21 protein-coding genes are annotated in these 25,549 nt (G+C 65.0%); 12 read left to right on the top strand and 9 right to left on the bottom strand.

Features of this window, described 5'->3' with window-relative positions:
- Positions 1-35 precede the first annotated feature (35 nt).
- Positions 36-1,421: a chromosome partitioning protein ParA gene (locus NS365_RS12745; protein WP_153003757.1), complete on the bottom strand. Its 1,386-nt coding sequence runs from the start codon at positions 1,419-1,421 to the stop codon at positions 36-38.
- 422 nt (positions 1,422-1,843) lie between these two features.
- Between NS365_RS12745 and NS365_RS12750 the strand changes: the two genes are divergently transcribed.
- Both NS365_RS12750 and NS365_RS12755 read left to right on the top strand, forming a co-directional pair.
- Positions 1,844-2,350, top strand: coding sequence for a BA14K family protein (locus NS365_RS12750; RefSeq protein ID WP_153003758.1), 507 nt, complete (start codon positions 1,844-1,846; stop codon positions 2,348-2,350).
- A gap of 132 nt (positions 2,351-2,482) precedes the next feature.
- Positions 2,483-2,962, top strand: a complete 480-nt coding sequence (locus NS365_RS12755) for a BA14K family protein (RefSeq protein WP_058600670.1) — start codon at positions 2,483-2,485, stop codon at positions 2,960-2,962.
- A 59-nt stretch (positions 2,963-3,021) separates the two neighbouring features.
- On the opposite strand, the gene NS365_RS12760 is transcribed toward NS365_RS12755, so the two are convergent.
- A complete protein-coding gene (locus NS365_RS12760; protein ID WP_058600671.1) occupies positions 3,022-4,848 on the bottom strand; it encodes an aminopeptidase P family protein in 1,827 nt (608 codons plus the stop codon).
- A 266-nt stretch (positions 4,849-5,114) separates the two neighbouring features.
- Between NS365_RS12760 and NS365_RS12765 the strand changes: the two genes are divergently transcribed.
- A complete protein-coding gene (locus NS365_RS12765; protein WP_058600672.1) occupies positions 5,115-6,911 on the top strand; it encodes an acyl-CoA dehydrogenase C-terminal domain-containing protein in 1,797 nt (598 codons plus the stop codon).
- Between the two features lie 30 nt (positions 6,912-6,941).
- Positions 6,942-8,150: an acetyl-CoA C-acetyltransferase gene (locus NS365_RS12770; protein WP_058600673.1), complete on the top strand. Its 1,209-nt coding sequence runs from the start codon at positions 6,942-6,944 to the stop codon at positions 8,148-8,150.
- A gap of 48 nt (positions 8,151-8,198) precedes the next feature.
- Here NS365_RS12770 and NS365_RS12775 read toward each other — a convergent pair whose 3' ends face one another.
- Complete coding sequence (locus NS365_RS12775; RefSeq protein WP_058600674.1) at positions 8,199-8,987, bottom strand: EAL domain-containing protein; 789 nt, start codon at positions 8,985-8,987, stop codon at positions 8,199-8,201.
- Between the two features lie 144 nt (positions 8,988-9,131).
- Here NS365_RS12775 and NS365_RS12780 point away from each other — a divergent pair, with 144 nt between their 5' ends.
- Positions 9,132-11,333, top strand: coding sequence for an FAD-dependent oxidoreductase (locus NS365_RS12780; RefSeq protein WP_058600675.1), 2,202 nt, complete (start codon positions 9,132-9,134; stop codon positions 11,331-11,333).
- Between the two features lie 61 nt (positions 11,334-11,394).
- On the opposite strand, the gene NS365_RS12785 is transcribed toward NS365_RS12780, so the two are convergent.
- Entirely contained in the window at positions 11,395-12,423 is a 1,029-nt protein-coding gene (locus NS365_RS12785; protein WP_058600676.1) for a YihY/virulence factor BrkB family protein, read from the bottom strand.
- 263 nt (positions 12,424-12,686) lie between these two features.
- Here NS365_RS12785 and NS365_RS12790 point away from each other — a divergent pair, with 263 nt between their 5' ends.
- Both NS365_RS12790 and NS365_RS12795 read left to right on the top strand, forming a co-directional pair.
- Entirely contained in the window at positions 12,687-13,331 is a 645-nt protein-coding gene (locus NS365_RS12790; protein WP_058600677.1) for a S24 family peptidase, read from the top strand.
- 70 nt (positions 13,332-13,401) lie between these two features.
- The gene (locus NS365_RS12795) at positions 13,402-14,190 is read left to right on the top strand and encodes a thermonuclease family protein (protein WP_153003759.1); all 789 of its coding nucleotides are present in this window, start codon (positions 13,402-13,404) and stop codon (positions 14,188-14,190) included.
- 37 nt (positions 14,191-14,227) lie between these two features.
- Here NS365_RS12795 and NS365_RS12800 read toward each other — a convergent pair whose 3' ends face one another.
- The gene (locus NS365_RS12800; RefSeq protein WP_244498441.1) at positions 14,228-15,889 is read right to left on the bottom strand and encodes a lysine--tRNA ligase; all 1,662 of its coding nucleotides are present in this window, start codon (positions 15,887-15,889) and stop codon (positions 14,228-14,230) included.
- Positions 15,890-15,992: 103 nt separating this feature from the next.
- Positions 15,993-16,760, bottom strand: a complete 768-nt coding sequence (locus NS365_RS12805) for a transporter substrate-binding domain-containing protein (protein WP_244493406.1) — start codon at positions 16,758-16,760, stop codon at positions 15,993-15,995.
- A 134-nt stretch (positions 16,761-16,894) separates the two neighbouring features.
- On the opposite strand from NS365_RS12805, the gene NS365_RS12810 reads away from it, so the two are divergent.
- Positions 16,895-18,955, top strand: a complete 2,061-nt coding sequence (locus NS365_RS12810) for a glycosyltransferase family 2 protein (protein ID WP_193753433.1) — start codon at positions 16,895-16,897, stop codon at positions 18,953-18,955.
- Here the strand turns inward: NS365_RS12810 and NS365_RS12815 are convergent.
- Positions 18,928-19,173: a DUF2188 domain-containing protein gene (locus tag NS365_RS12815; RefSeq protein WP_058600681.1), complete on the bottom strand. Its 246-nt coding sequence runs from the start codon at positions 19,171-19,173 to the stop codon at positions 18,928-18,930. The two genes, NS365_RS12810 and NS365_RS12815, sit on opposite strands and share 28 nt — an antisense overlap.
- Positions 19,174-19,659: 486 nt before the next feature.
- Between NS365_RS12815 and NS365_RS12820 the strand changes: the two genes are divergently transcribed.
- A complete protein-coding gene (locus NS365_RS12820; protein ID WP_058600682.1) occupies positions 19,660-20,115 on the top strand; it encodes an NUDIX hydrolase in 456 nt (151 codons plus the stop codon).
- On the opposite strand, the gene fdhD is transcribed toward NS365_RS12820, so the two are convergent.
- A complete protein-coding gene (gene fdhD, locus NS365_RS12825; RefSeq protein ID WP_058600931.1) occupies positions 20,110-20,859 on the bottom strand; it encodes a formate dehydrogenase accessory sulfurtransferase FdhD in 750 nt (249 codons plus the stop codon). The genes NS365_RS12820 and fdhD overlap by 6 nt on opposite strands.
- A gap of 303 nt (positions 20,860-21,162) precedes the next feature.
- Here fdhD and NS365_RS12830 point away from each other — a divergent pair, with 303 nt between their 5' ends.
- The 3 genes from NS365_RS12830 (at position 21,163) to ribB (ending at position 23,502) form a co-directional block, all read left to right on the top strand.
- Positions 21,163-21,825: a TerC family protein gene (locus NS365_RS12830; RefSeq protein ID WP_058600683.1), complete on the top strand. Its 663-nt coding sequence runs from the start codon at positions 21,163-21,165 to the stop codon at positions 21,823-21,825.
- Positions 21,822-22,277 (top strand): preQ(1) synthase, encoded by a 456-nt coding sequence (gene queF / locus NS365_RS12835; protein WP_058600684.1) that lies wholly within the window; start codon positions 21,822-21,824, stop codon positions 22,275-22,277. The genes NS365_RS12830 and queF overlap by 4 nt, the downstream gene beginning before the upstream one ends.
- A gap of 94 nt (positions 22,278-22,371) precedes the next feature.
- Positions 22,372-23,502 (top strand): 3,4-dihydroxy-2-butanone-4-phosphate synthase, encoded by a 1,131-nt coding sequence (gene ribB / locus NS365_RS12840; RefSeq protein WP_058600685.1) that lies wholly within the window; start codon positions 22,372-22,374, stop codon positions 23,500-23,502.
- A 412-nt stretch (positions 23,503-23,914) separates the two neighbouring features.
- On the opposite strand, the gene NS365_RS12845 is transcribed toward ribB, so the two are convergent.
- On the bottom strand, positions 23,915-25,153 hold the full coding sequence (locus tag NS365_RS12845; protein ID WP_058600686.1) for a porin: 1,239 nt from the start codon (positions 25,151-25,153) through the stop codon (positions 23,915-23,917).
- Between the last annotated feature and the right edge of the window lie 396 nt (positions 25,154-25,549).

Here is a 25,549-nt window from a genome sequence, read left to right on the forward strand (position 1 = left end):
CGTCCCTTACCGCATTTCGAAACGCCCGGAGGCGTTCAGTCGTTCTTGTCCAACGCCGAGAAGGGCCGCACGTTCGAACTCTTTCCTTCTCGCGGCGGCTCCGGCGGCAGTTCTCCCCCCAACTCACCATGCCGGCTTCTCGTGGCGCGCTTAAGGCTTTCGTTCTGGCGTTGCAGGGCCGAGCGGCTTTCCCGCGCGATATCGAGCGCGCCTTGAGCGAGTGTGCGTTCGGCGCGCTCGTTCTGCAACTCTTCGATCAGGCGACGGTTAGCGACCTCGAGTGCCATGCGCTCCTGCTCGAAGCGCAGCGTCAGCGTTTCCACGCGATCCGACAGGTTGGCGGCGCGCGAATTGGCGCTTTCCAAAGCCGCATCCTTGGCGGCCAGCGCCTTCACCAGCATGTCGCAGCGCGCTTCCATTTCGTTGCGGCCCTTGTCGGCCTCCTGCAGAAGCGTCGCCAGACGACCATTGTCCCCGCGCAGGCTTTCGACGCGGCGCTCCTGCGTCGTGCGTTCGGCCGAGGCTTCCTTCACGGCGCGGTCGGCCGAGCGAACCGTTTCCTCGCGTTCGCGCAACTGGTTGCGCACCTGCGCCAGGATCTGGTCGGTCGCGGCGAGACGCGCGTTCAGCGTCTCGATCTTCATGGTGGAATTGGCGCGCTCGGTCTTCAGCGCGCCGAGATCGACCTCGTGCTGCGCGACGGCCCGCTGGCGCGCGGCCTGCTCCGAAACCAGCTGGGCCTCCAGCATCGAGATCGACTGGAGGTTCTGGTCGATCTGCTGTTCCAGCTCATTGAGCCGGCCGGACAGGGACACGAGTTCGGCGGACTGCTCCTCCGCCAGATTCTGGAGACGGCGGTTCTCGCCATCCAGAATCTGCCGGCGCTCCTCCGTGTCGGAGAGCATCCGCTCGGCCTCGTTCAGAGCCTGCTCGGAAATCTGCGCTTCGGCGCGCAGCGTCTTCACTTCGAGGGACAGCGACTGGTTCTGCTCGACCTCGGCCAGAAGCTGGCGCTCCAGCGCGTTGGCATGGGAGGTGCGCTCGCGCAGCGACAGGCGCTGCTCGTCCAGCATCGTCTCGTTTTCGCGCAGCGTCGCTTCCAGGCGGCCGATCCGCGCGGTGGTGGAGGTCAGGTCCGCCATGGCCTGCGAATGGCGGCCAAGGAGATCGTCCACCTCGCGGCGCAGCGACTGGTTGGCGTCCATCTCCTGCGCCAGGAGGGCGTCGAGTTCGAGAACACGCGCCTTGGCATGCGACAATTCGCCGGCGATGGTCTCGACAGGTTCGATCAGTTCGGCGAAATCGTCGGTCAGCGTGCGCAGGTCGCCCAGGCGCTCGGCCATCTCGCCGATGCGCACACGCAGCATCTCGTTGCGCTGGCCGATTCCGTCGAGCGGCGGCATCGAAGGCTGAACGGGCATGCGCTGCTCCACAGGAGGCGCCCTCCTGGGCTGCTGCGGTTGCTGCGGCGGCTGCTGAAACGTCGGTTCCACGGCCTCGCTCTCAGGGGCACCCGGCCGCAGCGGGCCGCGCCGGAAGAGAAAGGTCAAAGGTGACGTCATGGAACGGGACCCCGAAGGCAACGGCTTCTGATCGTGTCTTGCCGCCGATGGCACGGCGGCGCAATTGGATTAGGAAACCGGTAACAACTTTTTCTTAATTTGTCGTTTTTTGATCTCACCGACGCGAGTTGACACGAGTTCAAGCGCCGGCACTCCCCCGCGTCGGCGCGGGCTAATTCACGACAATATGATCGACTGACTTCATAACCGGCGGTCGTTCAGGAACCGTTCAGGCGAAAAGCTGTTCCTTGAGCGAATTCATTGCTTTGCCGGAGTGAACCATGCGTATCGTAAGAATGCTAGGTGGCAAGGTGCTGGCTGCGGCCATCGCGCTGACCATGCTCCCTGCCGCCGTGCCGGCCCAAGTTCCTCTCGTTGGCGTTTCCACCGCCAAGGCCGATCCCTATTGGGGCGGTTATGGTCGCCATCATTACCGGGGCGGACCGGGCTACTACGGCGGCCCCCGCTATTACGGCGGGCAGGGATATTACGGCGGTCCCCGTTATTACGAGGGCGGCCCGCGCTATTATCGCCACCGTCACAACAATGGCGGCGCGGCCATCGCAGGCGCGATCCTGGGCCTCGGCGTCGGCGCAGCCATCGCGAGCGCCAACCAGCCGCGCTATGTTGCCCCACGTTATGCGGCGCCCCGCTACGCCGCGCCGGCTTATGGTCCGCGCCCGTGGAGCCGCGACTGGTATCGCTATTGCTCGTCCCGCTACCGCTCCTTCGATCCGGGCTCCGGCACGTTCCAGCCCTATAACGGGCCGCGCCAATTCTGCCGCTGACACCAGCCTGTTCAGCTCTTGCACGGCCGCATCCCGCGATGCGGCCGTTTCCGTTTGGAGCGGGAACCGGGCGGAGCCACGGCGCATTTCTCCAGCGACAGTTTGGCGCAAGTTATGCACGGAGGGCAGCGAATGTTCGGCTCGAAGGGAATGAACGCGGCGTGTCTGGCGCTTGGGCTCTGGGCCTTCGCCCCATCGGCAGCGTCCGCCGGGGAATTCGTCGGGATCGATCCCTATAATCGTCCCGTCTATGCGCGGGATGCGCAATACCCCATCGTTCCGAGCATTGTTACCGGACCCTATTATCGCAAGACGGTCGGCCAGTTCGGTGGGCCGGGCGTCGCGGGGCCGCTCTACTACGCGACCCCCGCCCCACCCGTTCCCGGCTTCTATCGCCTCGATCCGCTTGTGCAGGCGGGCGCGGTTCTCGGCTTCGACCAGAACGCCGCGCTCTACAAGGCCGAATACGGCGCGCAACCGAACGCGGCCAGCAGCCGTCCCGCGCCGTTCAGCGGCGCATGGTATCGCTATTGCGAAACGCGCTATCGCAGCTTCGACCGCGAAAGCGGCACGTTCCAGCCCAGCAACGGGCCACGTCGCTTGTGCCGATAAGGCAGTCATTCAACGCAAGGCAGCCGAAGCACTAGCGCCACGGCTGCCTTCTTGTTGGATCAGACAGGCAAGGGACGCGTCGCCAGTTCCAGCCAGCGGCGATCCTCCTCGTCGAGGCGCGGTGCGATGCGGGCCGCGACCTCGGCGTGATAGGCGTTGAGCCAATCGATTTCAGCTTCGCTCAAGAGCGAGCGAACCACGAGACGGCGATCGATCGGCGCGAAGGTCAGCGTCTCGAACCCATGCATGGGCAGATCGCCACCCTCGATCTCACTCGCCTCCAGCGTCAGGAGCAGGTTCTCGATGCGAATGCCGAAAGCGCCTTCGCGATAATAGCCCGGCTCGTTCGAGACGATCATGCCCGGCTCCAGAACCGCCGCGCCGCGCTTCGATATGGATTGCGGCCCCTCATGCACGGCCAGAAACGAGCCGATGCCGTGGCCCGTGCCATGGGCATAGTCGCAGCCCGCCTTCCACAGCGCGATGCGCGCCAGCGGATCGAGGTCCATGCCCCGCGTGCCCTTGGGAAAGCGCGCGGTGGAAATCGCGATCATGCCCTTGAGCACCAGCGTGAACTTCTGGCGCGCCTCGTCCGGCACCACGCCGATGGCGACCGTGCGCGTGATGTCGGTCGTGCCATCCTGATATTGCGCGCCGGAATCAATCAGAAAAATCTCGCCGTCGCCTAAGGTGCGGTTCGAGTCCCGATTGACGCGGTAATGCGGCAGGGCGGCGTTCGGGCCGGAGGCCGAGATCGTGTCGAAGGAGAGATCGCGCAGCGGCATTCCATCGGCCTCGCCGAAGCGCGTGCGGATCGCCTCCAGCTTCTGCGCGGCGTCGATCTCGGTGATCGAGCCGGCCGGCTGGCGATCGAGCCAGGACAGGAAGGAGGCGATAGCCGCCCCGTCGCGCAGATGGGCACGGCGCGAGCCCTCGATCTCGACCGCGTTCTTGCGCGCGCGCGGCAGGCGCGCCGGGTCTTCCTTCTCGATGACACGGCCGCCGGCCTTGGTGACGATGCGCGACAGACGATCGGCGGCAAGGGCCGGATCGAGCATCACGGCCTTCTCGTCCGCAAAACGGGCGAGTGCGCCTTCGAGCTGGTCGGGCGCTTCGAGATCGGCGAGGCCGGAGAGATAGGCGCTCGCCTCCCCGTCCAGCTTATCCGCGTCGATAAAGAGGGTCGGCCGCCCGTCCGCCGGGATCAGGGCGAAGGAAAGCGGCAAGGGTGTGTGCGAAACGTCACCGCCGCGAATGTTGAACACCCAGGCGACCGAGGAGGGATCGGTCAGCACCGTGGCATCGGCCCCGGCCTTGCGCAGCCCTTCGCGGATCGTCTCCAGCTTTTCGGCGCTCTCCAGGCCGGAATAGGCGACCGGCTGCAGCGTGACGCGCCCCTTGGGCGGCAACGGACGATCCTGCCAGATGCGATCGACCGGATTGTGCGGCAGAAGAACCAGAGCGCCGCCGGCCTCCTCCATCGCCTTTTCCAGCGACTTCACGTCGGCCAATGTATGCAGCCAAGGGTCGATACCGATGCGCAGCCCCTTGGCCTTGTCCTTCAGATAGGCCGCGAGCGGCGTCTCCACGGAGCTTTCGGGCGCAAAGACGGAAGCGTCGATCTGCGCGCGCACCTGCACGGTGTAGCGTCCGTCCACGAAGACGGCCGCGCTCGCAGGCAGAACCAGCGCGACGCCGGCCGAGCCGGTGAAGCCCGTGATCCAGCGCAACCGGTCGGAGGATGGCGGAATATATTCGCCCTGATGCTCGTCGGCTCGCGGGATGACGAACCCATCGACGCCCGCCTCGCGGAGCGCCGCGCGCAGGCGCTCGACCCGCGAAGCCGTTTGCGAGGCGTCGGACCTGTCGTCGAAATCCTGGAACATGGGCGTTTGTCCTCGAACGGGCGGGCTTCCTGTCGGCGTGGGTGCCCCACGCCCTGTCGCCCCGTGTGTTCCAAATCCGCAGGCTCCGCTCAAGCGAAAAGAACGCAGATGGAGGTGCGAGGGAGGCGCTTGTTCAAAGCGGAGCGCTTGCGTGAGCGAGGTGCTTGTCGGGGCAAGACGCTTGCGCGCTCACGCCAAGCTGGCTATGTTCAGACTTACGTTTACGCAAACGTCAAATATCGCCATATCCGGGGAGGAGAATTGCGATGCCGGTCTATCACGCGCCCGTGGCCGATACGCTGTTCGTCATGAACGATGTCTTGGGGTTGGAGCGCTACAACAATCTGCCGGCCTTCGCGGAGGTCTCCCCCGATGTGCTGGAGGCGGTGCTGGGCGAGGCCGGGCGCTTTGCCGAGGACGTGTTCTTTCCCTTGAACCAGTCGGGCGACCGCGAGGGCTGCCACCGCGCGGAGGACGGCTCCGTCACCACGCCGAAGGGCTACCGCGAGGCCTATGCGCGCTTTCGCGAAGCGGGCTGGGGCGGGCTTTCGGCGGAAGCGGCCTATGGCGGACAGGGCCTGCCGCATACGCTGGCGGCCGCCGTCAACGAGTTCCTGTCTTCGGCCAACATGGCCTTCGCCATGTATCCCGGCCTGACGCGTGGCGCCATCGCCGCGCTCCAGCTGCATGGCACGGACGAACAGAAGCAGCTCTACCTGCCCAAGATGGTGGACGGCATCTGGACCGGCACGATGAACCTGACGGAGCCCCATTGCGGCACCGATCTGGGGCTTCTGCGCACCAAGGCCGTGCCGGAGGGTGACGGATCCTATCGCATCACCGGGCAGAAGATCTTCATCTCGGCCGGCGAGCATGATCTCTCCGACAATATCATCCATCTCGTGCTCGCCCGCATCGAGGGCTCGCCCGAAGGCGTGAAGGGCATTTCGCTGTTCGTCGTGCCGAAGTTCCTGCCGGATGCTTCGGGCGAGGCCGGCGCGCGCAACTCTCTCTCCTGCGGCTCGATCGAGGAGAAGATGGGCATTCACGCCAATGCCACCTGCGTCATGAACTATGACGGGGCGACGGGCTGGCTCGTCGGGGAGGCCGACAAGGGCCTGCGCGCCATGTTCACGATGATGAACGAGGCGCGGCTCGGCGTCGGCGTGCAGGGTCTCGCCATCTCGGAAATCGCCTATCAGAACGCGGTCGCCTATGCCCGCGAGCGCATCCAGGGCCGCTCGCTGTCCGGCACCAAGGCGCCCGACAAAAAAGCCGATCCGATCATCGTGCATCCCGATGTCAGGCGGATGCTCATGACCATCCGCGCGATCAACGAGGCCGGCCGCGCGCTGATCCTCTGGACCGCCCTGAAAGGCGATCTGTTCCACCTCTCGGACGACGCCAAGGAGCGCGAGGCGGCCGACGACTGGATGGGCCTGATGACGCCTGTCATCAAGGGCGTCCTCACCGACAAGGGCTTCGACAACACGGTGATGGCGCAGCAGGTCTTCGGCGGCCATGGCTATATCGCCGAATGGGGCATGGAGCAGTATGTGCGCGACGCGCGCATCGCCCAGATCTACGAGGGCGCCAACGGCATCCAGGCGCTCGACCTCGTCGGCCGCAAGCTGGCTTTGAACAATGGCCGCGCCATCCAGGCTTTCTTCGCCGAGGTCGGGGCCTTCTGCGAGGCGCACCGCGCCGACGAGCGCATGGCGCCTTTCACCAAGGGCCTCAAGAAAGGGCTGAACGATCTGCAGGCGGCGACGCTCTGGCTCATGGGCAATGCCATGACCAAGCCCGACAATGCGGGCGCAGCCTCGACCGACTATATGCATCTCTTCGGGCTCGTGGCCCTCGGCTACATGTGGGGCCAGATGGCCAAGGCCGCGAACGACAAGCTCGCCGGCGGAGAGACGAGCGACACGGCTTTTCTCGAAGCCAAGCTTGCGACGGGCCGCTTCTTCATGGACCGTATCATGCCGGAATCGTCCGCCCATCTTGCCCGCATCTCTTCGGGCTCGACCTCGACCATGGCGCTCGACGCCGCCAGCTTCTGAACCTTCTGCCGCGATCGGAAAGAGCCCGACATGTCTGAAGCCTATATCTACGATCATGTTCGCACGCCGCGCGGCCGGGGCAAGAAGGACGGCTCGCTGCACGAGGTGCCGGCCGTGCGTCTCGCGGCCCGCGTTCTGGAATCGCTGCGCGATCGCAACGGGCTCGACACCGCCGAAGTGGACGACATCATCTTCGGCTGCGTCGATCCGGTGGGCGAAGCCGGCTCGGTGATCCCCAAGGCTGCCGCCTTCGAGGCGGGCTATGATTTCGCCGCGCCCGGCATGCAGATTTCGCGCTTCTGCGCCTCGGGTCTCGACGCGGTCAATCTCGGCGCGTCCAAGATCGCCTTCGGCTCGGACGACATCGTGATCGCGGGCGGCGTCGAGTCCATGTCGCGCGTCGGCATGGGCATGTCGGGTGGTGCCTGGATCATGGACCCGTCGGTCGGCATCCCCGCCTATTTCATGCCGCAGGGCATCTCGGCCGATCTGATCGCCACCAAATACGGCTTCACGCGAGACGACGTGGATGCCTATGCCGTGGAATCGCAGCGCCGCGCGGCGCAAGCCTGGGCTGATGGGCGCTTCGCCAAGTCCGTCATCCCCGTGCGCGATCAGAACGGACTCGTGATCCTCGATCGCGACGAGCATATGCGCCCGTCCACCGACATGCAGTCGCTGGGCAGCCTCAACGCCTCCTTCGCCGCGCATGGCGAAATGGGCGGGTATGACGCGGTCGCCATTCAGGCCCATCCCGAACTCGAAAGCGTCGATCATGTCCACCATGCCGGCAATTCGTCGGGCATCGTGGACGGCGCGGGCGCGGTGCTTCTCGGCTCCAAACGCGCGGGCGAAACGCTTGGGCTGAAGCCCCGTGCGCGCATCCGCACCTTCGCCAATATCGGCTCCGACCCCGCCTTGATGCTGACCGGGCCGGTGGACGTGACGAAGAAGCTCCTAGAGCGCTCCGGCATGGCGCTCTCCGACATCGACCTGTTCGAGTTGAACGAGGCCTTCGCGGCGGTCGTCCTGCGCTATTGCCAGGCCTTCGACATCGATCCGGCGATCATGAACGTGAATGGCGGAGCCATCGCCATGGGTCATCCGCTCGGTGCGACGGGCGCGATGATTCTGGGCACGGTGCTGGACGAGTTGGAGCGACAGGACAAGCAGACTGCGCTCGTCACGCTCTGCATCGGCGCGGGCATGGGCACGGCCACCGTCATCGAGCGCGTGTGAGGCAAGGAGGCCATGGACTCCCCTCGCCTTCCACTGACAGGCAAGTTCTCAGCAGACCTGCACGCCGAGTTGTGCGGCCATGTCATGGGCGCTGCGCAGGTTGAGCTGGGGCAGCGCTTCGAAAGCGGGGCGGGCGAAGTAATAGCCCTGGAAGAGATGGATGCCGGCCGTCTGGAGAATGGTGAACTCGGCCTCCGTCTCCACGCCCTCGGCCAGAACCTCGATGTTCAGGGCGCGGGCGGCAGCGGCGATGGTGGCCACGACCACCTGCCGGGGGTAGCTCGTATCGATGCCGCGCAGAAGCTTCATGTCGAGCTTGATCAGGTCCGGCTGGAAATCGACCAAAAGGCCGAGCCCTGCATAGCCGGCGCCGAAATCGTCCAGCGCGGTCACGAAGCCCTGCCGGCGATATTCGGCGAGGATGCGCTGGAGATGGCCGGTATCGACGATCTCCTCGCTCTCGGTGAACTCGAACATCAGCGCGTTCAGCGGGAAAGCGTGCCGACGGGCGGCCAGAAGCGTGGCGCGCAGGCAGGCGGCGGGCTCGTAGACGGCATTGGGCAGGAAGTTGATCGACAGGCGAAGGTTCTCGCCGTGAGGAAACAAGCGGGCCGCCAGTTCGATCGCCTTGGTACGGCAGAGTTGGTCGAAGCGGTATTTCTGCGTGTCGTTGACCTTGGACAGGATGCTGTAGGCCCCCTCGCCCGCGAGGCCTCGGATCAGCGCCTCATAGCCCCAGACGCGCGACTCGCGCACGTCGAAGATCGGCTGAAAAGCCATCGAGAAGTCGAAGTCCAGCGCTTCGCCCGAACGGCATCCCTCGCATCCGCCGCTCATTCGACGTCCCTTTACTGCTCGCTTCACGGCGACAACTTAACTGTCGCTCTCTTAGCAAAGTCTGAAGTTGTGCCGGTTTGCCCTTAGCCGGCCCCCAAAATTGAACCACGGTTTGTCTTGAATCATCCTTTTCGGGAAGCTGGTATGACCTACAAGAACTTCTCCCTCGGCCCGAACGAAGACGGTCTCGTCACCGTCATCTGGGACATGCCGGATCGCTCGATGAACGTCTTCACCGAAGAGGTGTTGGGCGAGATCGAGGCCATGGTGGATGCCTTCGCCACTGATGCAAGCGTGAAGGGCGTCGTCCTCACCTCCGGCAAGGCGGGCTCGTTCACCGGCGGCGCCGATCTCAAGATGCTGCGCGGCATGTTCGATACGTTCGAGGCCAAGCGCGGCGAGAACAGGGACGCGGCGGTCGCGGAACTGTTCGAGCGCTGCGGCGAGATGGGGCGCATCTGGCGCAAGCTGGAAACCTCCGGCAAGCCCTATGTCGCGGCGATCAACGGCACCTGCATGGGCGGCGGCTTCGAGCTGGCGCTCGCCTGCCATGGCCGCGTCGCCGCCGACAGCGCCAAGATGGGCTTGCCGGAGGTCAAGGTCGGCATCTTCCCCGGCGCGGGCGGCACGCAGCGCGTGCCTCGCCTCACCGACACGCAGTCCGCCCTCCAGATGCTCCTGAAAGGCGAGACCCTATCGGCCGCCAAGGCCAAGTCGATGAAGCTGATCGACGAGGTGGTGCCGGCAGACCAACTGGTCGAAAAGGCCAAGGACATGCTGCGCGCCGGGCTGAAGCCGGTGAAAGCCTGGGACGAAAAGGGCTTCAAGCTGCCCTCCGGCCCCGTCTACTCTCCAGCGGGCGCGCAGGTCTGGCCGGCGGTCGCCTCGCTTTATCGCAAGGAAACCGCCGACAATTACCCCGGCGCGCGCGCCATCGTGAAATGCGTCTATGAGGGCCTGCTCCTGCCCATCGACCAGGCGCTCAAGGTCGAGCAGCGCTATTTCGCGGAAGTGCTCCAGACCACCGAAGCGGCGATGATGATCCGCTCGCTCTTCGTTTCCATGCAGGCGCTGAACAAGGGCGCGCGCCGCCCGGCCGGCGTGCCGGATCGCACGCCCCGGCGCGTCGGCATTCTGGGCGCCGGCTTCATGGGCGCGGGCATTGCCTATGTCGCGGCGAAAGCCGGGCTCGATGTGGTGCTGATCGATCGGGATCAGGCCGCCGCCGACAAGGGCAAGGCCCATTCCGCCTCGCTGATGGACGGCCTCGTCAAGAAGGGCCGCGCCAAGCCGGCCGAGGCCGAAGCGGTTCTCTCGCGCATCAACGCAACGCCCGACTATGCGGCGCTGGCGGACGCCGATCTCGTGATCGAAGCGGTGTTCGAGGATCGCGCGGTCAAGGGCGAGGTGACGCGCAAGGCCGCCGAGGCCATGAAACCCGACGCGATCTTCGCCTCCAACACCTCCACCCTGCCCATCACCAGCCTTGCCGACGCCTTCCCCGAGGCGACACGTTTCATCGGCATCCATTTCTTCTCGCCCGTCGACAAGATGATGCTGACCGAGATCATTCTCGGCAAGGAAACGGGCGACGAGGCCCTGGCGACGGCGCTCGATTTCGTGCGCGCCATCAAGAAGACGCCCATCGTCGTCAACGACACGCGCGGCTTCTTCGCCAATCGCTGCGTCCTGCGCTACATGACGGAAGCCTACGACATGCTGGTGGAAGGCGTGCCGCCGGCCATGATCGAGAATGCCGCGAAATTCGCCGGGATGCCGGTCGGCCCGCTGGCGCTGAACGACGAAACCGCCGTCGATCTCAGCCATCGCATCATGAAGGCGACCATGCGCGACGAGGGCGAAGATGCCATCGACCCGCGCCATTTCCAGTTGATCGACGCGATGGTGACCGAAGACGGCCGCCTCGGCCGCAAGGCGGGCAAGGGCTTCTACGACTACCCCGAAAAGCCCGCCAAGAAGCATCTCTGGGCCGGACTGAAAGAGAAGTTCCCGCAGCAGGCCCCGGATGCGGTGGACTTCGCCGAGCTGAAGCAGCGCTTCCTCGTGACCATGGCGCTGGAAGCGGCCCGCACCATGGAAGAAGGCGTCGTGACCGACCCGCGCGAAGCCGATGTCGGCTCGATTCTGGGCTTCGGCTACGCGCCTTACACGGGCGGCACCATCTCCTATATCGACGGGATGGGCGTGAAGGCCTTCGTGGCGCTGTGCGAGAAGCTCGAAGCCAAGCATGGCGAGCGCTTCCGCCCGACGCCGCTTCTGCGGGAGATGGCCGAGCGAGGCGAGAGTTTCTATTCGCGCTTCGGCGGCGAGGCTCTGGCCGCCTGATCCATCAGAAAAGGGCGGCTCGCATCGGGCCGCCCCATTCCTTATCGAAACAGGCTGGAAATCATCCCGCGCGCTTTTCGCGCGCGAGGCTGCGGCCGATCGTATCGGCCACCCGCGCACCGCGCGCGCCGAGCGGCTTTTCGGGTTCGTCCGTCGTGTCGATCGCGGTTTGATGTTCCATCTCGGCATTGATCTCCGCGCCGATGATGAAGATGGTCGAAGAGAGCCAGACCCACATCATGAAACCGACCACCGCGCCGAGCGAACCATAGGTCGCGCCGTAATTGGCGAAGTTCTGGAGATACCAGGAGAAGCCCATGGAGGCGGCCAGCCAGATGGCGGCGGTGAGCGTCGCGCCGAAGAAGACCCATTTCCAGCGCGCCCGCGCCCGGCTCGGCCCATAGCGATAGACCATGCTGATGCCGCCGACCGCGAGGGCGAAGACGATTGGCCAGCGCGCGGCGGCCACGAGTTCGTCGGTCAGGCTTTCCGCGCCGATCAGGTTCATGATGATCGGCACCACGCCGACCGAGACGAACATGACGATGCCGATGAAGACCGCGCCCATGGTGAACAGAAAGGCGACCGCATTGAGCTTCAGGAAGGAGCGCATTTCCTGCTCGCCATAGGCGACGTTCATCGCCTCGAACAGAGTCTTCACGCCATTATTGGCGCTCCACAGCGAGAACAGAAGGCCCGAAACGAAGCCGATCGAGAGCGAGGCGGGATCGCGCGTCACGAGATATTCGAGCTGGGAGGTGAGGATTTCGGTGCCCGCGCGCGGCAGGAACTGGCCGATATAAGCGATATGATCGGCAATCGTCTTGGGGTCCGCCACGATGCCGTAGAAGGACACGAAGACAGCCAGCGCGGGAAACAGCGCGAGCAGGAGATAGAAGGTCGCGCCCGCGGCGATCAGCATCACCCGGTCCTCGAAGAACGAGTACCAGAGCCGCCAGGAAATGTCCTTCCAGCCCTTCCAGGGAATGCCGAGCGGCCCGCTCGCGTCACGCCCGCGCCCGGGCTCGCTGGCGCGGCGGCGTGTTTCCTCGCTCGTGTTGGGTGCAAAGCGCAAACCCGGCGCAGGCATTGTCGTCTCCCCGAAGCGCGGGCCTGACTTGCACCCGCCAACTCCCTAAAATGCCACATTTCGCCGGGCGGTTCCCGACAAGCCTGTGGGAAACTCGTGTCCGATGGATTGCGACGATCCGCGCGCAAAGCGCGTGGAAAAGCCCGCATACCATCACTTCTGGGTCTCGACACGCTCCACGGCGCCCCGTAAAGAAGGGAAATCTCAAGGATAATATTCCTCGCTTCTTTTCTCCAGCCGCACCGACCTTCGGGACGATCCGCATGTTTTCCCACGAGCGCATCTGGACGGCGATCGACCTTCTGGCCGCCAAGTACAAGCTGACCGCCTCGGGCCTCGCCCGCAAGGCCGGGCTCGACCCCACGACCTTCAACCGCTCCAAGCGCTTTGCCAGCGACGGACGGCCGCGCTGGCCCTCGACGGAATCGATCTCGAAGATCATCGAGGCGACGGGTGTGTCCTTTTCCGAGTTTTCGGCCTTTCTCGGCAGTGGCCTGTCGCCTGCGAGCGTGCCGGTGCGCGCGCCGCTGTCGGTTCCGCTGCTCGGCTTTGCGGAAGCGGGCGTCGGCGGCTTCTTCGACGATGCGGGCTTTCCGGTCGGTCAGGGCTGGGACGAGATCGAACTGCCGGGCCAGGACGGAACGCTCTACGCCTTGGAAGTGTCGGGCCAGTCGATGATGCCGCTTTACCGGGAGGGCGATGTGGTGATCGTCTCGCCCACCGCCTCGGTGCGCCGGGGCGACCGCGTCGTCGCCAAGACGCGCGATGGCGAAGTCATGGTCAAGATCCTGCAAAGGCGCACCGCCAAGACGGTGGAACTCGCCTCCGTGAACCCAGACTTCCCCGACCGCCAGTTCGCCGCCGCCGACATCGAATGGATCGCGCGTATTCTCTGGGCCAGCCAGTAAGCGGGACCTTGCTTATTCCAAAAGGGTGAAGGCACGCTAATTGAGGTCGTCGGCAAACCGGGGAATGGCCATGCAATCCTTTCGAATCGCGCTGGGGCTTTGCGCGCTTCTTCTGGCTTGGGTGCTGCTTCTGCCCAACCATGCGCTGGGTCCGGTGGAACGGCGGGAGGCCATCGCGGACATTCGGCCCGTCGCGCCCGTAACGAAGATCAGCGAGACGACGTCAGCCCACGAAGGCACGCCCGAAAGCATAGTCGGCCCCGTCCGAACGATCGGCCCCGTCGCGGTCGAACTGTCCGGCCCGCTCCAGCGCCTGCCAGCGGTCACATCCGGCGCGGCCGAGCCCGTGGTTGCCGAGGTGCCGGCAGCGGCTCCCGCGCCCAATGCGGTGGCGGAGGGAGAAACCGCAGCCGCCGAAGCCAGCGCTACGCCGGTTGCCGAGCAGAAAGCCGAAGCCGACACGGAGGGGACGCGTCACTACCCCTTCCCCATCGCGATCGACAGCGGCACGATCCGCTCCGGCGAAAACACGATCCATATTGCCGGGGTCGAGCCCATCGCGCCGGACGCGCGCTGCGCCGACGGACCGCGATCCTGGCCCTGCGGCGTTCGAGCCCGCACGGAGTTCCGTGCTTGGCTGCGGGGGCGCACACTCTCCTGCGACCCCGCCGAGGCCTCGTCTCCCGAGGGTCCGACCGCCTGCCGGCTAGGAGAAGAGGATGTGGGCGAGTGGCTGGTGCGCAATGGCTGGGCGAATGCCGAGCCCGGCAGCCGCTATGCGACCAGCGCCGATCAGGCGCGCAAGGCGGGGCGTGGCATCTGGCAGTTCGAGATCACCCAGCAGGGCGCGTTGCAATAACCGGCGTGAGCCGAAGCGCCCACGCCGATCAGCCCATTCAGGCGAGCGGCTGAAGCCGGCCTTCCAGCGCATCGCGGATCAGCTTGCGCGTTTCTTCGATGCCATAGAGCGCGACGAAGGAGCCGAAGCGCGGCCCGCGCTCCTGCCCGATCAGGATTTGGTAAAGCGCCGAGAACCATTCGAGCGAGACGCCGGGGCCGCCATCCGGGCCCTTCTTCTTGGCGTCCTGATAGCGCTCGATCGGGCGGGCGACGTCGAGCACCGCGTCCTGGATCGCGCCCGCATCGGCGTCGGGCGCCAGCGCCGCCAGCTTCTGCTCCAGCGTTTCGAGCGCGGCGCGCTCCACCTCGTCCGGTGCGCGGAAACGCTTGGTCGGCCGCACGAAGTCCTCGAAATATCGCAGCGCATAGGTCACGAGCCGGTCGAGCTCGGGATCGGTCTCGGCGGTGACGCCCGGCGCATAGCGCGAGATGAAGCCCCAAAGGGTCTTCGCGTCCGATGCGTTGGAAGCCGAGACGAGGTTCAGAAGCAGCGCGAAGGGCACCGCGATCCCCTTCACCGGAGGCTCGCCCGCGTGAATATGGAAGACCGGGTTCTGAAGGCGGGACTTCGCGTCCTGCCGATCGAAGGCGCTGGCGAAGGCGTAGTAATCCTCCACCGCCTTCGGGATCACGTCGAAATGCAGGCGCTTGGCCGCGCGCGGCTTGTTGAACATGTAGAGCCCAAGGCTCTCAGGCGAGGCATAGGTCAGCCATTCCTCGATCGACAGGCCATTGCCCTTGGACTTGGAAATCTTGGCGCCTTCGGCGTCGAGGAAGAGTTCGTAGACGAAATGCTCCGGCGCTTCGCCGCCGAGGATTTCGCAGATCTTGTCATAGACGCCGGCATTGGTCTGATGATCCTTGCCGAACATCTCGAAATCGACGCCGAGCGCGGCCCAGCGCATCCCGAAATCCGGCTTCCACTGAAGCTTCACCGCGCCGCCGGTCACCGGCAGGGTCGTCTCGCTGCCATCCTCGTCGAGGAAGGTGACAGTGCCCGCCTTGGCATCGACATGCTTCATCGGCACATAGAGCACCCGGCCGGTCTTGGGCGAGATCGGCAGGAACGGGCTGTAGGTCGCCTGACGCTCAGTCCCGAGCGTCGGCAGCATCACGCCCATAATGTCCTCGTAGCGCTCGGCCGCGCGCAAAAGAACCTCGTCGAAACGGCCCGAGCGATAGTAATCCGTCGCGCTGGCGAACTCGTATTCGAAGCCGAACGTATCGAGAAAGCGGCGGAGCATGGCATTGTTGTGCTCGGCAAAGCTTTCGCCCTCGCCCCCGAACGGATTCGGCACGTCGGTCAGCGGCCTCTGGAGATAGGGCTCCAAAGCGGCGCGGTCGGGCACGTTTTCCGGGATTTTGCGCATCCCGTCCATGTCGTCGGAAAAGCAGATGAGGCGCGTCGGCACCGCATCGTCGGTCAGAACACGGAAGGCGTTGCGCACCATGGTCGTGCGCGCCACTTCGCCGAACGTGCCGATATGGGGCAGGCCGGACGGGCCGTAGCCCGTTTCGAACAAGGCCTCGGACTTGCCCGTGCGCTCCAGGCGCTTCACGATCTTGCGCGCTTCCTCGAAGGGCCAGGCATTGGAGGTCAGGCCTTCCGTACGGATCGTGGCGTCGTGGAAGACGGAAGGCCGCGCGGCGTCGGACATTCGCTCAAGTTCCTTGGGGCTGGTGGGCGGCGCGTCCCGCGCGCCCGGCGTCTCGTAAGGTTCGGTCTATGGGGTGGCCGGGCGCTTCGTCAACAAAGAGGCATCAGAAGGCGCTGATCGGGAAGTAGCGCAGCAGGAGTTCGGACAGGCCGCCCTCCCTCACGATGCGCCCGATGGCGTAATCGAAGGCCGCGGCCAGTTGAGGGTCGTCGGCGCGCACGGCGATCGCCAGACCTTCGCCCAGAAACCGATCGGACAGATAGGGGCCACCCAGAAATTCGCAGCACCCCGCCGCGGCTTCGCTGCCGAGCCAGAAGGACAAAGCGACCCCATCCCCGAACAGCGCCTTCACGCGGCCCGCGCGCAAGGCCTCCTGCGCCTTCTCCGCCGATTCGAACGGGACGGCGCGGGCCTTCGGGAAAAAGGACTGCAGCATCGCCGCATGAGCGCCGTTCGCCACGACGCCGACCTCCACATCCGGCAATCCGAGAGCCAGGGGGCCGCCGAGGTCCGAGCCCTTCGGAACCGCAAGCCGCGCAGGGTAGCGGAAGAAGGGCTGGGTGAAGGCGAAGCGCGCGCGATTGTCGGCCGTGATGGCAAGGCCGGCGATCACCGCGTCTCCCTCCCCCGATTCCAGCGCGCCGGCCAGATCGGCAAAGGGACGCGCCTCGATCTGGCAGATCGCGGTGACGTTCAGTTCCTCGCAGATGGCGCGCGCCAGATCGACATGGAAGCCGGCGAGTTGCCCCCGGCCATCCAGGAAGTTGAACGGGGGATAGTCGACCGAGGTAAGGAATCGGATGCGCGTGCGGGCGGAGAGATCGGGCTCAGGCGCGCGCTGTGCCTGGTCGTGGAAGTTCGGCGTCTGCACGACTTGCGCCCATACCGGCGTCGAAGCGCCAAGCGATGCAACCAGAAGAAAGCATAGCCGACGCAGAAAAGCGGGCACTCTCCCGCAGGTTGGTTTCCTCGCGCGCATCATTGCGAAACCATGGGATGGTGTCCTTGTGGGGTTGGCGCGTGTCGGTTGTAGGGTCCGTGGATCGGGATCGTATCGAGTTCCAGATGCGCCGCCCCTTCTTCTATGGCGCATCCGGGGGCCTCGGCAAGCCGCGTGGTGTGATCCTCGACGAGGCGGGAGAGGAGGCCTCGCAGGAGGATCTCCAGAGGCAGCTGCTCGCCGCATTCCTCGCTCACGCCGGCATCGACGCCCCGACCTTCGAGGCTGCCGCCCTCGCCGCGCGCCGGATCGGATCGAGCATCGAGGAAGAGCTCGTCGCGCGCCGCACTCTGACGGAGGCGCAACTCGCCGAAGCGCTGTCGCGCACACTCGGCATTCCGATGGAGCCGATCGAGCCCGGCGTTACCGTGCTACGCGACGCGCATGGCGCATGGCTCAGCGGACCACGCCATCTCAAAGGTTGTGGCTCGGGCTTCGAAGCGCGCTTCCATATCTGCCCAGCTTTGGACGGACTCGGCTCCCTGGCCCGCAGCATCGCTGGGCTGGGGGCCGACCGCGCGCGGCTGCGCATCACGACGCGCAGCGACATGGCGCGAGCGCGGGCCGAGTTCACGCAGAAGGAGCGATCCGACCGCGCTCGTCTCAGCCTCTCGGCAGACCAGCGCCGCCTGTCCGCGCGCGAGGTGATGACAGGGGCGCAGGCGGCTGTCATGACGCTTCTCCTCATAGGCTTTGGTCTCGCCTGGGCCACCCTGCCTTGGTTCTGGTTCGGCACGCATCTTCTGTGCAGCCTCTGCGCGCTGGTGCTGACGACCTTCCGCATCGCCGTTCTGTCCGAGACGCTGCCGCTGGACATGCGAAGCGATGAGTGTGCCGCGCCGGTGGCTCCGCGCCCGTCGCAGGACAAGACCCTGCCGCTCTATTCGGTGCTGGTCGCGCTGCATCGGGAGGCCGCCATGGCACCGTCCGTCGTGCGCGCCATGGCCGCCCTCGACTGGCCGCGCTCACGTCTGGAAGTGTTCTTCGTCTGCGAGGCGTCGGACCCCGAGACGGTTCACGCCGTCGAGCGCGCCATCGAGAACGAGCCCAATTTCTTCGTGATCGCGACGCCGCGCAGCGATCCCCTGACCAAACCCAAGGCGCTGAACTTCACCCTCCCCCTCGCGCAGGGAGAATTTCTTGTGCTTTACGATGCCGAGGATCGCCCCGCGCCCCAGCAGCTGCGCGCTGCCTTCGAGAGCTTTCGCCGAAGCTCCGATGATCTCGCCTGTCTCCAGGCGCCGCTTTCGATCCGCAATGCGGGAGAAGGCTGGTTCGAGACCTTGTTTGCCATGGAATACGACGTCCTGTTCAAGGCGACGCTGCCTTGGCTGGCCGCCCACGATCTGCCGCTGCCTCTGGGTGGCACGTCCAACCATTTTCGGCGCGAGGTTCTTCTGGAACTCGGCGGTTGGGACAGTCACAATGTCGCGGAAGACGCCGATCTCGGCATCAGGCTCGCCCGCGCGGGCTATCGCACCGGCATCATCCATGCGCCGACTTCGGAGTCCGCGACCTCCTGCTGGCGCGACTGGCGCAACCAGCGCACCCGCTGGATCAAGGGCTGGATCCAGACGTGGCTGGTCCATATGCGCGAGCCACGCCGTCTGCTGCGCGAGATCGGCTGGCGCAATCTCCTGGCGTTCCAGCTCGTGTTCGGCGGCATGATCGCCTCGAGCCTTCTGCATCTCGTCTTCGGGCTGCACCTGACGAGCGCGGTCGTCACCGTCGCCATGGGCGGGGATTTCCCGCTCAGCTTCGGCACGCTGGTGTTTCTGGACGTCAGCAACCTGCTTCTGGCCTATGCCGCCTTCGGTGCCCTCGCCCATCGCGTCACGCCGCGCGGGCAGCGCCATCATCTCTCGCAGCTCTGGTCGCTCTGGTTCTACTGGGCGATGGTGAGCTTTGCCGGGATGCGGGCCATCGTGCAGCTCGTGCGAGCGCCCCATCGCTGGGAGAAGACGCCGCATCAGCCTTTTTCGATGCAGGGTAAGACCGAACCGGGTCCGGTCATACCGCATGTCCTCGACAACCCGTCTCAGTCGGCGTCGACCACTTCGGCGTGAGGCCGATCGTCACCGCGCGCGACCTCCTCGTGCCAAGCGCCTTCGCGGTCCTGATAGACGATGCCTTCCGTTTCGCCCGCCAGTTCCTGACGCGCAGAAGCGTCGCGCGCGGCGGCGAGCGCAGCGTCATGCGAGCGGAACGTTTCCGAGAATACATCGCCCACCTTGTAGGCCCAGCCGCCATCGTGCTCGACCACTTCATAGCGAATGTTTGACATCAGGCCTTCTCCTTCCATCGTCGAGCCAGCGAGCGGTGGATGCGTCCACGCGGCAAAGGGCCCATCACCTGTTGGAAGGAAAGTTGGGACAGCCCGTCGAGAAAGCCAGCCTGCCGGCATTGAATGGGCGTTCAACAGATGGCCAGCGAATGGGTCCAAAGGCCATAGATCGGCACTCGGCGTGAAGCTCGCTGATCCATGCGAATGTTGATTCACGCGCGATCGTTTGCAAAACGGCAGAACCTATCCTTATATAAGAGACCTCAAGCGCATCTCGATGCGCCGAGTCTTTTTCACAAAGACGGCAACGCCTTAGATGGGCGCCTTTGGCGTCATCCGTCGCGCTTCCCATTTTGGAGCACGACCCGGCAGCCTGTTTCATGTCACCCCGATTGGAGCGCGGCCAACATTATAATGGTCCGCCTTCCAGCTTCGGACAGTTAGAATATGCGTTCATTGAGCGTTAGAAGATCAGGACTGCCACATATGAAAGACCGCAAGCAGATCGGCGCCCTCGCCTATTCGAACGATGCTGAATCCGGCCTGCGCGTTCTTCTGGTCACCTCGCGCGAGACCGGCCGCTGGGTCATTCCCAAGGGCTGGCCGATGAAGTCGAAGCTGCCCCATCAGGCCGCCGCGCAGGAGGCTTTCGAAGAAGCCGGCGTGGAAGGGCATATCGCCAAAAAGGCAGCTGGCACCTATCGCTACCCCAAGACCCTGCGCAATGGCGACGTCGTGTCCTGCCGCGTGAAGGTCTATCCCATGGAGGTGAGCAAGCTCGCCTCGCGCTGGCCCGAGGCGCAAGAGCGTCGGCGGCAATGGTTCAGCACGGAAGACGCGGCCGCCGCCGTGGTGGAGCCCGAACTGGCTCGGCTTCTGCGCTCCATGACGGACCTGATCCGCCCCGCCCAACCCGGCGCACTGGCTGCCAAGGCGTCATAAAGACGGCGCCCCGGCGATCCGCTCCGGGCGGGTCGCGATTTCGAACGTTTCGCCCCGCACCACCACCACGAGCGTCAGCCCGGCCTCCGTCGCGCTTTGCAGGGCCAGCTCAGTCGGCGCCGAAACGGCGGCCAGAAGCTCGCATCGCATCGCGACGGCCTTCTGAATCAGCTCGACCGAGACGCGGCTGGTCATGACGAGAAAGCCGTCATCGGCGCGCCGCCCTTCGAGGGCAAGCCAACCGGCCACCTTGTCCAAGGCGTTGTGACGCCCGACATCCTCGCGCACCACCTGAACCTCGCCCTCCGCATTGGCGAAGGCCGCCGCGTGAACAGCACGGGTGCGCGCGCCCAGCACCTGCCCCGCGCTCATCTGCGCCATGGCGCGCACGATCGCGGCAGGCTCGATCCGCAATCGGTCGGCCAAGGGGACAAGCTCGGGTCGGGCCTGCTCCAGACTTTCCGCACCGCACAGGCCGCAGCCGACCGGCCCCGTCATCAGGCGGCGGCGCGCGACATAGCGGGCCGCAAGCGCTGGCGCCAGCCAGAGCCGGCAATCGTAGCCGCCCTCGACAGGTTCGATGTCGAGGCTTTCGACATCTTCTATGCGGGAGATGATCCGCTCGTTCAGCGCCAGTCCGAACGCGAACTCGCGAAGATCGGCCGGCGTCGCCATCATCACCGCATGGGTCGAGCCATTCACCGAGATCGCCACCGCGCTCTCGGCGGGGACCGCACGCTCCATGGGCACGAAGCCCCCATCCCGCCACGCCAGCAGGGAAATGGTTCGGAAACTTTCGGCCAAGATCAAACCTCCAGCGACAAGAGACAATGCAGGAGAACAAGCTCGTCTTCACGAGTTCGTTATCATGACAGGGGCTCGCCTTTGCGTGAGCGAAGTTATGCCCGTGCCCGTCCCGTCAGATCAACGTCATAACAGCTTGGTGGCAAAGCCGACGTCACGCGGGGCTGGCAAATTTGTCATCGACTTTCACGCAGAACTGAACGAAGACCCATGTAGATTCTTCCCAAACCATAAGCAGGTCTCGTGAGCGACTTTCTCTCCGCCGAACTGGCAGCACTTCTTCAGGTGCTCTTCATCGACATCGTGCTGGCGGGCGACAATGCCGTCGTGGTTGGCCTTGCGGCAGCGGGCGTCGATCCCGCCATCCGCAGGAAGGTGATCTTCCTCGGCATCGCCGGCGCGGTGGTTCTGCGCATTCTTTTCGCGCTGGTCGCCGTGCAGCTTCTGGCGATCATCGGCCTGACGCTCGCCGGCGGTATCCTGCTGCTGTGGGTCTGCTGGAAGATGTTCCGCGAAATTCGCGAGAGCGGGAGTGCGGAAGACGAGGCCAACGCCATCGCGGAAGCCGGCAAGACGCACAAGACCTTCGGTCAGGCCCTGTTCCAGATCATCATCGCCGACGTGTCCATGTCGCTCGACAATGTTCTGGCGGTCGCCGGCGCGGCGCGCGACCATCTGACCGTTCTGGTGATCGGCCTTCTGATTTCTGTCGTGCTCATGGGCGCGGCCGCCACATTGATCGCCAATCTTCTCCATAAGTACCGCTGGATCGCCTGGATCGGCTTGGCGGTCATCTTCTTCGTGGCGCTCCGCATGATCTACCACGGCTGGGAAGACGTCGCCTGCCATGTCCAATCGCTGTCGAGCTTCTGCTCCCATCTTCCTGTTGAAGGAACCACACCTTGACCACAGAGCTGACCCAGCTCGGCCGAGACACGCGCCCCGCCGCCAGCCCCGAAGAGGCCGTTCTCGAAACGGTGCCCTTCGCGAGGCGGACCGACCCGGCCGCCGTCGTGCGTTTCACCTGCCCTGAATTTACCTCGCTGTGCCCGGTCACGGGCCAGCCGGATTTCGCGCATATCGTGATCGACTATGTTCCCGATGCCCGACTGGTGGAATCCAAGTCGCTGAAGCTGTTTCTCACCAGCTTCCGCAACCATGGCGCCTTCCACGAGGACTGCACGGTCATGATCGGGCAGCGCATCGTGGAAGCGACCCAGCCGCTCTGGCTTCGAATCGGCGGCTATTGGTATCCGCGCGGCGGCATTCCGATCGACGTGTTCTGGCAGACGGGCGCTCCGCCCGCTGGCATATTCCTGCCCGACCAGGGCGCGCCAAGCTATCGGGGTCGCGGATAGCGGCCCTGTCGCTGTCACGGAGTATCGAACACACCGTTCCGGTTGATCGCGCCTCCGCCTCGGCTTAATGCCGAGGCAACAGGAGGATGTCGCCATGCAGCTGGATCGAATCGAAGACGCCATCAAGGCCATCGCGGCGGGCGAACTCGTCGTGGTGGTCGATGACACGGATCGCGAGAACGAAGGCGATTTGATCATGGCGGCCGCCAAGGCGACGCCCGAGAAGATGGCCTTCATGATCCGCCACACGAGCGGCATTCTCTGCGTTCCCATGACCGGCGAGCGCGCGGCCCAGCTCAACCTTCCGCCGATGGTCGCCAACAATCTCGATCCGATGCGCACGGCCTTCACCGTGTCGGTGGACTACAAGGTCGGCATGACGACGGGCATCTCGGGCGAGGAGCGCGCCAACACGGCCCGCGCCCTCGTCAATGACAACGCCGTCGGCGGCGACTTCATCCGCCCCGGCCACATGTTCCCGCTGATCGCGCGCGAAGGCGGTGTTCTCACGCGCTCGGGCCATACGGAAGCCGGCGTCGATCTCGCCAAGCTGGCCGGCCTTGCCCCGGCCGGCATTCTGGCCGAGGTCGTGAACGACGACGGCACGGTCAAGCGCCTGCCCGAGCTGCTGGTCTTCGCCAAGGAGCACAATCTTCGCATCGTCTCGATCGAGGATCTCATTTCCTACCGCATCCGGCGCGAAAGCTTCGTGACCAGCGTGCGTGAGGAGGACATGACGATCGGCGGGCTCAAGGGCCGCGTGAAGATCTATCAGACGCCGTTCGACACGATTCAACATGTCGTGGTGGTGTTCGGCGACGTGCGGGGTGAGCGGAACGTTCCGACCCGCATTCACCGCGAACAGCCCGTGGTCGATCTCTTTTCGCGTGGCACGGGTCGCAAATCCTGGGTCGACGCGGCGCTGGAGCCCATCCGCAGAGAAGGCCACGGCATTCTGATGCTCCTGCGCACCGCCAATGTGGACGAGTTCGAGACGGAATCGGACGCGCGGATCGAACCCAACGCGGCGGGCGTTGCCGACGGCGAGAAACATGCGAGCGCACGGGCCCGCACCCAGCGCTGGCGCGAAGTCGGCGTCGGCGCGCAGATCCTGCGCGATCTCGGCGTCCTCTCCATCGGCGTCATGTCGTCCAAGGAGCGAGACTATGTCGGCCTCACCGGCTTCGGCATCGAAGTCGGCGACACGATCCTGTTGGAAGACTAACTCTCCTCAAAAAGGCCGCTTCTCTTCGGCCGGGACGGGCGAAAGCTCGGACCCGGCTTTTTTGTGCCACGTCTGACGATCCAACGGTACGAGACCGTCCCTCGACCCGCAACGATCCTCTTCCGGCAAAGACCGAAGGGGCGGCGCGCTATCGCGACACCAGACGCATGGCTGCTCGGGTGCCCTCCCCCGCTTGGAACACGAGGCGGGCGCTCGTGTCGCAGGTCCGGCGGGCGCTGCCCATCTGCTGAAGAAGCCGATGGCGTGTCGCGCGCGAAGCAGACCGTATGGTTGGCTCTTAAAGGGGGACACCGCGGAGGCCTGCCGTTTCGCCCGATCCGTGATGGCTATGTCAGAACGCCAAAAGGCCCGGCTTTCGCCGGGCCTTTCGCCATCCCATCTTTCGATCGGATTAGAAGTCGCGCTGCAGGCGGATGAAGCCCGAGACCTGGTCGAGGTCGCCGACCGGACCGCCGAAATCGACGTTCTTGTAGGAGACTTCGCCGAGCGTCGCGAAGTTGTTGGTGATCTGGTAGCCGACGTTGGCCACAGCCGCCCAGTACTCGCCGTCACGAACCGTGGTCAGACCCGTGCGGGTGTTGAACAGCGTCGCGTCGAAGGTCTTGCCGTACTGGCCGGAGACCGCGATGCCGAGCTTGCCGAACGCCTGAGCGTAACCGGCGCCAGCGGCCCACTCGAGGATGAGCGGAATGCCAGCGTTGGTGAACTGCGAGTTCGACAGGGTGCTGACCGTGTCGATGCCCGTCAGCGCCGCGTAGATCGTGGGATCGAAGGCGTAGTGACCCTCGATCTTCAGCTGCGACTCGGGAGCGATCAGGTTCTTCAGGAGCACGCCGCCCTTCAGAGCGAAGGCGTCGTTGTTGCCGTCCTGCAGCAGCGTCGGGTAGACGCCGGCCAGCGTGACGTTCACGCCGTTGATCTGGACCGTGCCCGGAACGTCGTTGATGTTGAAGGTCTCGTCATAGACGGCCGAGAGGTAAGCACCGCCCCAGGCGCCCGAGTAGACCAGCTTGGCATGGACATCGGGAACGATGTCGCCGGTGCGGTCGTCTTCGAGGCCGAGCGAAGCCGAGAAGCCGTTCGCCGCGAAGGTGTACGAGATCTGGTTGGTGTTGATGTCACCGACGACGAGGTCGGTGTCGGTCAGCAGGCCGTCTTCCAGACCGCCGACGCCCGAGGTCCAGAGCGAGTCGCGGTAACCGACGAGCAGGCCGCCGAGCTGGATGTAGGCCTGGTCCATCACGTAGCTCGCGCCGAGCGCGGAGTCGGGCTGCGAAACGGTGTTGTTCTGGGCCTGGACGCGAGCGAAGGCGCGCAGCGTGCCGAGTTCGGTCTCTTCGCGAGCGTCGAAGTTCAGACGGGCGCGAACCGAGCTGCCGGCCTGGTAGTCGTCGCCTTCCAGGTTACGAGCCGGATCGCCCGCAACATTGTACTGAAAGCGGACGTAGCCGCCGACGCTGAGGCAGGTCTCGGTGCCGGGGATGTAGTAGAAGCCCTTGCCGTAGACGTCGCAAACGCGGACGTAATCGACCGGCTCAGGCTCAGCGACGACGACAGCGTCAGCCGCGCGAGCACCGGTAATGGCCACGAAGGCCGCTGCGGAGCCGAGAAGAAGGCTCTTGATGTTCATGTCCTGACCTCCAGTCAAGTTATGAGATAGGGTTGGGCTTGTGCTTCGAAGGACAGCCTTCCCTGCCCCATACCCTTCAGAAAACTCGGGTCGTCCCCCGCTCTTTCTGTCCCTAAGATGTTTCACGAGGCTGCGATGCGCAATTGCAGAAAGGACACAGTGAGGCTTGGGTGACACGTCCTCGTCATGCTTGTGGCGGGCGAGCAACGGTTTTGTGACGAGCCGCCTTCTTGCTCGCGTCCTTTTCGACACATAAAAACCAAGACCAACCTCATCGCCAACCCCCTATATTTATTGGATTTTTCGCCTTTCGATGCATCAAGGCAGCCAAAGCGGTTGACGCTCAAAAGGCTCCCTGGCGATGCCAGTACCATCTCGTGCTCAACTCGAAGTCCG

Source organism: Aureimonas ureilytica, assembly GCF_001475935.1.
GTDB lineage: Bacteria > Pseudomonadota > Alphaproteobacteria > Rhizobiales > Rhizobiaceae > Aureimonas > Aureimonas ureilytica_A.